Consider the following 10756-nt stretch of genomic DNA (forward strand, 5'->3'; position numbering starts at 1 on the left):
ATATAACCATCGGGCAATTTTGTAGCATCCGACCAGGTTTTACCGCCATCTTTTGAGGTTCTCATCATGCCCCACCATTCTGATGGTTTTGGCCCGATTTTATAAAACAACAGTAAATCTCCACTAGGAACCTGATATAAAACAGGATTCCATGTAGGTAATCTTTTACCATCAGGTTGGATACCATTAGCAGCCGAAACCGGTGCCAGCCATTTGCCATCCACAAAACGACTGATGTAGATTTCTACATCGGGATTCCGTTCTTTTGTGCCACCAAAAAATGAAGCGACTAAGCCCGTTGGCGTTTCTGCGATTGTTGCAGAGTGGCACGATGGGAATGGTGCTTTGTCGTATAGGAATTCTTGTTTTACGATTCCAGTTTGCCATTTCTCTACCTGAGCTTTGGCACTAAGTGTTACTGCTAAAATAAGTCCTATTGTGGTGTATATTTTTTTTGATATCATAATTCTTTCTCTTCGAGGTTGATTACACAGATTATTTGATTGCACAGATTTGCTTTATTACTCAAAAACTGAAAACTTTTCACTGGAAATTGCCTACTGCTTTTGTTTTGCTGCTTTCTCTTCCTTTATCTTTTTAGTGTAAGCACTATAAAGCGCTCTCCAGCTGCGACCGTTATTATTTAACATCTGCTCTGATTTCGTTTTGTAAATCTCGAAAATGGCCGAAATCTGCTTCATGTTTTTATAATCGACAGCTTGTTCCCTGGCTTGCTTCAAAAAAGCCAAAATCTTGGCTTCCTCATCGGCAGTTAAATCAGGAACAATCGCTTTGTAACCTTTCATCGTGAAATCAACCTTTCCGATGGTGTATTTGTCTAAAATGGTTTCTACCTGCTCTGGTGTTAAATTCTTTTTCAATCCATCCATAAGCGATTGATGAACCATTGATGGCATAGCAGAATCAGCAATGATCTGTTTATCTAAATCACTTAGTTTATTGCCGGTAACAGGGTTTATTCCGTCAGGAACAGTTGATGATGGGTGGTCGTTATGCCAATCTCTAATTGTGGTTAAATGAGCCGCAATTACATTTTCAACAGCAGATTTTTTTGTTGCATCACTTAAATTTAATGCAGAAGTCCATTCTTTTGCCTTTGTCAGGATTTCTTCTGGCACAACAATATCTTTGGTTTGGCTGAATGCATTTACTGCGGTGATCAGTAAGCTGAGTAGCATAAATGGTTTAAAAAACTTTCTCATAATTCTATTTTTCTTTAAGCGTCACCCTGCCCCGATTTTACATCGGGATCTTATCAAATAAGATGCTGAAACAAGTTCAGCATGACGACCGTAATAATTATTTTTTCTCCACCACAAAAGCATAATCGCCAGAACCAAGTTCATAAACAGCGTTATTATGCTCCATTTTTACAAATTTTAAATCCTTTATTGACTTATTTTTTTCTGAAACTTCATTTTTATTATTTGCAGGAATATAAACCAACGCCGTTGTATTTGCTGGGATGGTAATGTTCCAGTTAAACTGGTTAGCCGTTTTGCTATAACTGCTTTTGATTAACCCATAAACCGAATTGTAACTTGCATTTACCGAGTTTAAACCATTGATCATTTCAGGTTTCATGGTGATTTTTTTAAAAGCAGCCTCCTCCGATTTTATACCAGCCAGATTTTCGTAATACCAGATCAGCAGATCGCCTAGCATCATCACGTGGTTCTGTGAATTCATTTTCGGATCAGCCGTATTGCCATTCCATAATTCCCAAATGGTGGTTGCACCATTATCAACCATATAGCCCCAGCTAGGATAAGATTTTCGCGTAGCCACAGTATAAGCTAAATCTGGTCGCCCATAGTCGTTTAAACAGCGCATTAGCCACTGAATACCGACTAAACCATTACTTAAATGGCCTTTATTTGTCACTTCAACAGTATAAGTGATATTCTTAAAAACCTGATCTATTTTGTTCTGTGGAACCATTCCGAAATAAAGTGGAATGATGTTATCCGTTAAGGCATTAGAAGCATAATAACCTTTATCGTTATAATATTTCTGGTTGAAAGCTTCCTTGATTTTATTCCCCAAAAGTTCATATGCTTTTACATCTTCATCATTGCCGCTTACCTTAGCGAATTGTATCATCAACTGCGTGAAATGATAATAATAAGCCGTCGAAATTAATTCAGAAGGATATTTCTTGTCTGCGCTTTTGCCCTGGCCAAATTCGATGGTAATAGGAGGCATACACCAATCGCCGTAACTATCTTTAGTTAAAATATAATCTTTCATGTAGCGATCTTGCATGTAAGCTAACCACTTTTTCATTGCTGGGTAATTATCCCGAACGGCCGAAACATCACCGGTTTGTTTGTAAAGCATTTCGGTCACCAAAAGCATTGCTCCTGGCCAGGTCATGTTATCGCTGTAGTACCTCCAGAAAGCAGGTGCCACATCAGGAATAGCTCCATCTTCCTTTTGCGAGTTTCTGATGTCCTGTAACCATTTGGTATAAAAGCGTCCGTTATCAAAAAGAAAACTTTCTCCGTAAGCCACAGCGCCCCTATCGCCAAGCCAAGGCATCCGCTCGTTGCGTTGAGGACAATCAACCGGAATCCCCTTATAACTTCCGGCAATGCCCCACCAGGCATTTTTGAAGATCTGATTGGTTAAAGCATCTGAAGTTTCGAAAGTTCCGACCGTTTTAATGTTATCATAAATCATTTTGCCAAGAAAATCATTCACCGATGGTTGGTAAGTATATCCTGAAAGCTCTACGTATCTAAATCCGCGGTATGCAAAAGTAGGCCCCCAGATTTCTAATTCTCCTCCTTTTAAAGTGTATAAATCGGTACATTTCGCATTACGAAGATTAGCCGTAAAAAGTTCTCCATTATTTTGTAACGACTCTGCAAAACGCATTTTGATTTGTTTGCCCTTTACGCCTTTTACCTTGATCTGCAGCCAACCCACCATGTTTTGACCCATATCCAAAATATACCGGCCACCAGAAAGTTTAGTGATTGAAACAGGCTTTATTGTATTCATCACTTTCATGTTTTCATTCATCTGGGCTTCAATGGTTCCTGTTGGTTCTTGTACAAATTCGGCTTTTGCCCACTTGCTATCGTCAAAACCGACCTTATTCCAGCCTGGAGCTTCTTTTGTAGCATCGTATTCTTCCCCATCATATTCGTTATTGGTTCTGATAGGTCCATCTGCTGTGCCTTTCCAGCTATCGTCGGTATCAATATTTGCTGTTGTTCCATCGGTGTAAACAATGTTGATGTTCATCAGCATTTTCGGAAAACCAAATGTTTTAATTTTATAAGGTTTTTCATTTTGACGCATCGCGAAGAAACGGCCATTTCCGAGTATCGTGCCAACTGCATTTTTACCGTTCTGAAGGTAACTGCTTACATCGTAAGTGTTATATTTTACGTTTTTGGTATAATCTGTAGGCGATGGAGATAAAACATCATTTCCAACTTTTTTGCCGTTGATGTAGAGTTCGTACAAACCTAAACCAATGATTGATGCCGTAGCAGACTTGATTTCTTTCGTACTCTGAAACTCTTTTCTGAAATACCTGGCTGATAAACGCGAATCCGTTTTAATGTTATCCCATGGGAATGCCCTGTCAAAACCAATCCAGCCTTTCGGCCAATCTTTGTAGTATAGCAAACCCATAGAAAAATAGTTGTTAGCAGACCATTCGCTTTGCCCAACATTGGTCCACACTTTAACTTTCCAATAGGCTTTCATCCGGCTTTTAAGCACTTTTCCGTTGTAAGCTATATGAATAGATTCTGGTGAGTTAATCTTTCCTGAATCCCATAAATCGCCCTCATTAGCATTTAATTTCTCAGGCGAAGAAGATACCAAAATCTGATAAGCCGTTTGCATTACATTTCTTTCATTTGAGATGATATGCCATGCCAATCGAGGTTTCAAAACATCAATACCCAAAGGATTCTCGAGCATTTCGCAGGTCGTGTTTTGCAACGAGATCTGCGCCATCACTTTTGAAAAGGATAGAAACCAAATGCTGATGATCGCTATGTAGATTTTAATGTTCATTATACTTCGTGGTTGATTACACAGATTAATTGACTTCACTGATTTTCTACTTCTTTAATTATTCTTTCTTCTTTTGCTTTGCGAAAAACTTAGYGTTCTTTGCGGTTAAACATTTATTTGCTCCCGCTGATTTCGAAGATTTACGCAGACCAATATTTTCTCATCTGCGTAAATCCGCGTTATCTGCRGGCTATTTTTTCTTTGCWWTGCGAAAAACTTAGCRTTCTTTGCGGTTAAACATTTATTTGCTCCCGCTGATTTCGAAGATYTACGCAGACCRATATTTTCTCATCTGCGTAAATCTGCGTTATCTGCGGGCCATTATTCTTCTTTACGCTTCGCGGTTGATTACATAGATTAATGGATTACACTGATTTTTTAATTCTTTAATTATTCTTTCTTCTTTTCTTTGCGGTTAAACCTATCTACCTGAAAAATCAAAATACAAGGTCATATTTAGTGCTCTATTTGGGGCTTTATCAAAATCGTAATAGATATTCTTCATTCCCATGGGGCCTGTAGTTTCTGGTTTTTGTGTTTTTGTGCCAATTGCCGAAATTGCGTTCATAAATGAAATATCACCATTCGGAAATGTCGGACTCATGTTATCATATTCTGTATCTTTCGATTTTTTTGGCGTAAACAACCTTAAAAACACATCTTCCCTATCTGTAACCACTTTAAAAGATTGTTTTTTACCAATAAACTCACACCAATACATGTTTGAATAATAGCCCTTAAATTCAGGGTATTGCCAAGGTGCTTCACCAGTTGCTGAATTATTATAATCCTTTTTCCAAATGCCAAAAGCTGTGCCCTTCATTCGGTTTTTCCAAACGCGGTATGGTCCGCTTCCTTTATATTCAACTGCTTTGATTTCTGATTCAGGATAAGAGAAGTTCAGTCCTACGAAAGTGGTAAAGTAATCTGATGGAAAATATTTCACTTCCATTTTTAACCAGCCTGATGGATAAATCGTCCATTGTAAAGTGTTCCAACTTTTTTTTTTATCAAATTTTGATGAAATCACTAAATTTTCACCATCCATTTTTTGAATGAAGTTTTTAAAATTATTTACACCCTCCTGTAAAATGGGGCCATTTGAAAACGGAATTACACCTTTGGCATTCTGTGCCTGTTGCAGCAAACCTGTTATTTTATCGAATGTTAAATCGATGCCGTTGGCAGATACCTGATAAACTTTCGCATCCTCTTTAATATTTACCTTTGAAGAACCTGTTTTTACAACAATCTTCTCTGCATCATCTTTAGGCAGTGTTATTGGGAAACTCCAGGTAAACAATTCCTTACCATCAGGTGCATTTGCAGTGAGATAAAGTGCATCAAAGTTCCTCCAGTCGCTTGGAAGATCGACTTGTAATTTTCCTTTTTCGAAAGGTTTTATATTTGGTGCATTGGCTCTTCCAGATTTGAATGCTGCATCTGTTCCCGCTTTTAATTTCTTTAATTTCCAGTTGAATGTACATTGATTGAGATTGGTAAATGCATAACGGTTTTCTAATGTAAACGAACCATCAAAACTGGCAGTCATTTCTCTTTTCTCTACAAAAACAGGACTCCAGACTTCTTTAATGGTAAAGAAACTACCTTCTTTTTCGTGGTAAGGTCCAACAATTCCGTCAGGGCCATGATTTCCATCGGTATCTAATTCGCCATTTTTATCGGTACGTACCACAGCCTGATCGGCAAAATCCCAAAGGAAACCACCTGCAGAAAGTGGATTGTTCCACATGGCATTCCAGTAATCTTCAATGCCTGCACCATGACCGCCATCCCACATGCCATGCAGAAATTCGGTCGGCATTAGAATATTGTGTCCGTGATCGTAATTGCCGATTCCGTAGTTAAATTCGCGGTAATGGGTGGTTTCGAAACCTCCAAAAACTTCCCAAGGGTGGATTAAAGGACGTTTTTGTATATCTTCTTCAGCAAAAAGGTGATCAAGTTCGCGGTTATGTCCGCCTTCATTTCCATTTGCCCAAAATATAATCGATGGATGATTTTCATCATTCAGCATCATTTCTTTCATCAATTTTGTTCCCGTAGGCGTATCATAAGTACCATGCCAGCCTGCCAATTCATCCATTACGAATAAGCCGAGCGAATCACAAACGTCTAAGAAGTGTCCATCTGGTGGATAATGCGACATCCGAACGGCATTCATGTTCATTTCTTTCATTAACAGCACATCAGCAATACTGATTTTTTTACTCGTTGTTCTGCCTGAGGATGGATAAAAAGAGTGACGGTTTACACCTTTAAATTTCATTTTCACCCCATTCACATATACACCATCACGTTCTTTTACTTCTACCGTTCTGAAACCTATCTTTCTAGAAAGCTGATGGATTTCTTTGCCATTTTTAACTAAAGTGAATGTTGCAGTGTAAAGATTTGGAAATTCTGACGACCACAATTCCGGATTAGAAAACTGATGGCTAAGGCTAAGCGTTATACTTTGTGTTCCTTTCTTTATTGAAGTGGTAAATCGATCTCCAAAACGTTTAGCATCTTTCGTAAAAACTTCTACTTCAACTTTATCGGCATCGCCAGTGTAAGCAAGTTTGGCATCGAAATTTCCGTTGGCTTTGGCATCGACCTGAATTCTATCGATATGTGTTAAAGGCAAAGATTCAAGATAAACTGGTCTGAAGATGCCACCAAAAATCCAGAAATCGGCCTTCCGTTCAGCCTCGTTAACGGATTGATTAGCTGAATGTTTGGATACTTTTACTTCAAGTAAATTATCGCCACCAAGTTTTACCAATTTAGAAATATCGTATCTAAACACATAAAACGAACCCTGATGTGTTTCTCCGGCAGATTTTCCGTTGATTTTAACTTCGGTATCCGTCATCGATCCCTCGAAAACAATATTGATTTTTCGGTTTTTCCAATCTGCAGGAACCTTAAATTTATGCTTATAAAGTCCTTGTTCTTTGCCTTTGTTTTCCTCTTTGTTGAAACCGTAATTATATTTTCCAAAACCTTGCAATTCCCAGTTTGAAGGCACGGGGATGGTGGTCCATTTGCCCGAATTTGCACCAGCTGTACAGAAGAAATCCCAGTTAACAGTGTTATCGTTCCCTGTTCCTGATAGGTATAATTTCTCCGTTTGCTGTGCTTTTAGGGAGCAAAACATGGTTGTTAAACACAAGAAAAGTATAAATCTGCGTTTCATTAATTGGTTTTAAATTGTTTTGATAATGGATTATCGGTTCTAAAAGGCAATGCTGGCAAACCGTAACAGTTAAAATTTCCTGTTGGATTTTCTGTCCAGTTATAGCGAACCACAGTTGGTTCGGCAATTTCTTTTGAAGAAACCACCACTTTATCGTCTTTTACGATAGCTTCAGCATTTACGAATTTACCCTCTTTCCCCGCGATTGTAAATCCTAAAATAGGTTTATTGTTTAATTCCAGGTATGTAAAATGGAGCAATGCTTTTCCGTTTTTAAAGGACGCAGACTGGTAAATCGGCCCAGAAAAAGGTATGTCTTTGTTGTATGTTTTTGCCAGCGCCAAAAGCGATAATCTTCTACCTATTTCCCATTTATAAGTTGGATGTAAATCTCCCCCATTATCGTTTAAATCTGATGTAGAAATCATCCCCGTATTGGGCAAAAGTAATAGCTGTTGTTGCGCCTCCCAAAAAGTTGGTTCCGTTTCGGCAGTTAATACAACCTTATCGCTTTTTTGTTTACTATAATCGAAAGGTGCAATTTGAACATAATAAAACGGCAGATCCTTTTCTTTCCAGGCTTTTCTCCAACTATTGATCAATACTTTCATTTTATAGGCGTAGCTGATTTTCTCGTTCAGAAAACAATTGGTTTCGCCCTGATACCAAAGAAAGCCGCGGATTTTAAATTGTGTTAAAGGTTCGATCATGGTCGGATAAAATTTACCAGGATCATTATTTACTTTTTGGTTTTTGAAGTAGTCTTCCTGCGCAAATGCATTTTCTGCTATCCAAGGTTCAATGGCGCTGCCTGGAATGGCCGAAGAGATCATGCCTACGGGAATACCTAATTTTTCCTGAATTTCTTTCGCGAAGAAATAACCTACGGCCGAGAAAGCACGTAATGCCGAATCTTGGGCTACAGACCAGCTTTTGTGGATCGAATCGGGTTTGTTTAATGTTTTACGGTTAACCAGGAAAATCCTGATCTGATTATTGTGTGCTTTGTCTACTTCGTCGGATGGAAAACCAAAGTACTCATTTTTGGGCTTGGGGATTTTAGCCAATTTCCGCATCGCGTATTCCATATTGGATTGACCTGAACACACCCAAACTTCGCCAACCAGAATATTGGTTAATATAATTTTATTTGAGCCTGTGATAGACATTGTTTGCGGCTTTGCTGATGTTTTGAGTGGAGCTAAAACAAGAAGCCAGTTCCCATTTTTATCGGTTATTGTCTGTTTTTTTTGTCCAGCAAAAGTGACTTCAACTTTCTCATCCGGAGATGCAAAACCCCAGATATTGATGGGTTTATCCCGTTGTAAAACCATATTGCTCGATAAGATCTGAGGCAAGAGTATTTTTGCACTGGTGGAGAGGGAGCATAAAGCAAGAATGGCTACGAGTAAGAAAGATTGCCACGTCGTGCCTCCTCGCAATGACGATGAGGCGGTCGGAATGACGAACGCTTTAGAACGCAACGAGGGGAAAACTGAAAACCTCAAACTAAAAACTGCCAACTGTCTCAAAATCCCTCCGTTTTTAAGTATTTAATCGAATAAACAGCTTCCGTTTTCTCTGATTCCCCTGCATTTTTCAAATCATAGGTTTGATCCGCAGGTGTATCTACATCAGGAAAACGACGAACATCGCCGGTGCGGAAAACAATTCTGGAAACATCGGCAACTGGCTGAAAAGCCAGACTTGTTAATGCATCTTTTCCATTTACGGTGATGGTGTAAAATCGGGTAAACGCATCTAATTTCAACTTGATATCATAACTTTTACCTGCTTCATATTTCATGAAGTTTTTATACCGTGCACCAGCTTTTGCGCTTAAAGTTCCTGCAGTATCAAAAGTCAGGCGTACAGTTGCCATTCCTTTCGTATCCTGCAATTCGATTTCCAACAAACCAAAATCATTTTGCTTTGGCGTAACCGAAAACGAAGCAACAATTTTTCTGGACGCAGGAAACAGTCTTTCGGCTTTTGCATAGTCGAACGGATCTTTATCTTTTAAAACCAAAGTACCGTTATCGACGTTAACAGGCGCCCAAAGCGGACTGTATATGTTCCACATTTCGAGCGCTTTATCAGCCGGCATTTTACTAAAATCATCATTTACATGTTGTGTAGTTTTGTCATTAACGGGTACCGGAACCGAAGAAACCCAGATGTCTTCTTTATTCATGCTGTAGGTTACCCATAATTTTCCATCCGCGGGTTTTCCGTTCCCTTCTTCAATACCACGAACATACTGCGGACCGTAAGATTTGTAATTGCCTCCGTAGCGCATTGGCGTAATTTCACCATGCACCAGTAAAAGATTGGTATAATCGAGTCCGTTTTTGCTTGTTGAAATGGCTAAAGGCCACCTATACTCTGAAGGATTATAAACCGTCGCGTAGTTACCATCAGCAGTTTTTTGACCCCATATTTTGGCATTGCTGTTTACAAAACCCGGTGCACGCGACGCGTTTTCAGGCCAGCTTTTACCGTTATCATTGCTGATTGCTGTTAAGGCATTTTTCCATAAACCAACTACTCTTCCATCAGGCAAGTGATAATAGCTGAAGGCTTTATACTGTTTTTGTAAAGTAATCAAAGGATCTTTTCTATCTGCCTCTTCATTCCATTGTTGCGTCATTAATTTATTAGTTAATAACTCATTACAAGCCTCAATAAAAGCTTTACTTTTACTTCTGGTGTACAATGGGTATTTGGTGTTTTTCTCCGAATAACCTGGATTGTAATGGATGAAATAAATCGGGCCGTATTTTCCGTCTGCCTGAATTTCTCTTACTGCCCTGCCAATCCCGTGACCATCGTTCGGATCATCTTTTGCATCAAAACTGATGGCGTAAAAACCCAAAACAAGGAACACGTTTTTAGAAGAAACATAAAAGCCCATGCGTTGATGCATCACGGCATCTAAATCTTTCGCTACATCAGTTCTACCCTCTTTTGTGGTTCCATCAGGAATTCTGTAAATCGGAAAAACAACATCCGGCTTAGTCCAGGTGTAACCATCTTTTGAGGACTGTAATAATGTTTGTCCTGGCGGGATACTTTCTCCAACTTTATCGCTCAAATATTCGATGTAAAATTTGTTGTTCCAATAAGCCAACATCGGCGCATGGTTGTAGGTCCAGCCAAAGTTTTCGGCCAGTTCTGGATGTTCTCTGTTTGCCCTGAAAGTTTGGATACTGTGTACGCCCATCACCGGCGAAAGTTGGCCATGATGATAGTCTGCGTTTACCAAGGTTTTACCTGTATAACGCACCGTATCCTGCGCCTGCGAGGTTGATCCTGCAAATGCCAATAGTAAGCTTAAACAAAGTATTTTAAATATTTTCATGTTTATTATCCTAAAATCTCGCGTCATTCTGAACTTGTTTCAGAATCTATTCAATTCTTGAATGATGCTGAACTGAATTTACTGCGTAGCTTTCCGCTTTGCTACAGGTCAGCATGACGATCGAGTATATATAT

General features: G+C 39.1%; 6 protein-coding genes. All 6 read right to left on the reverse strand.

Annotation, left to right across the window (positions count from 1 at the left end; genetic code table 11):
• A partial coding sequence (locus tag AC1DND_RS08220) for an exo-alpha-sialidase (protein WP_477580665.1) occupies positions 1–464 on the reverse strand: 464 nt, incomplete at its 3' end.
• 93 nt (positions 465–557) lie between these two features.
• Positions 558–1223, reverse strand: coding sequence for a DUF3826 domain-containing protein (locus tag AC1DND_RS08225; protein ID WP_477580666.1), 666 nt, complete (start codon positions 1221–1223; stop codon positions 558–560).
• A gap of 97 nt (positions 1224–1320) precedes the next feature.
• Positions 1321–4059, reverse strand: a complete 2739-nt coding sequence (locus tag AC1DND_RS08230) for an alpha-L-rhamnosidase (protein ID WP_477580668.1) — start codon at positions 4057–4059, stop codon at positions 1321–1323.
• Between the two features lie 421 nt (positions 4060–4480).
• Positions 4481–7261 (reverse strand): glycoside hydrolase family 2 protein, encoded by a 2781-nt coding sequence (locus tag AC1DND_RS08235; RefSeq protein ID WP_477580670.1) that lies wholly within the window; start codon positions 7259–7261, stop codon positions 4481–4483.
• On the reverse strand, positions 7261–8619 hold the full coding sequence (locus AC1DND_RS08240) for a sialate O-acetylesterase (protein ID WP_477580672.1): 1359 nt from the start codon (positions 8617–8619) through the stop codon (positions 7261–7263). The genes AC1DND_RS08235 and AC1DND_RS08240 overlap by 1 nt, the downstream gene beginning before the upstream one ends.
• Positions 8620–8789: 170 nt before the next feature.
• Positions 8790–10622 (reverse strand): six-hairpin glycosidase, encoded by a 1833-nt coding sequence (locus AC1DND_RS08245; RefSeq protein WP_477580674.1) that lies wholly within the window; start codon positions 10620–10622, stop codon positions 8790–8792.
• Positions 10623–10756 lie beyond the last annotated feature (134 nt).

This window comes from Pedobacter sp. 01N416, from assembly GCF_056399685.1.

What these genes read in the sequence shown, in the direction of transcription:
- AC1DND_RS08245 (WP_477580674.1), bottom strand. Translation starts at nt 10,622, where the DNA reads ATGAAAATATTTAAAATACTTTGTTTAAGCTTACTATTGGCATTTGCA.
- AC1DND_RS08225 (WP_477580666.1), bottom strand. Translation starts at nt 1,223, where the DNA reads ATGAGAAAGTTTTTTAAACCATTTATGCTACTCAGCTTACTGATCACC.
- AC1DND_RS08235 (WP_477580670.1), bottom strand. Translation starts at nt 7,261, where the DNA reads ATGAAACGCAGATTTATACTTTTCTTGTGTTTAACAACCATGTTTTGC.
- AC1DND_RS08230 (WP_477580668.1), bottom strand. Translation starts at nt 4,059, where the DNA reads ATGAACATTAAAATCTACATAGCGATCATCAGCATTTGGTTTCTATCC.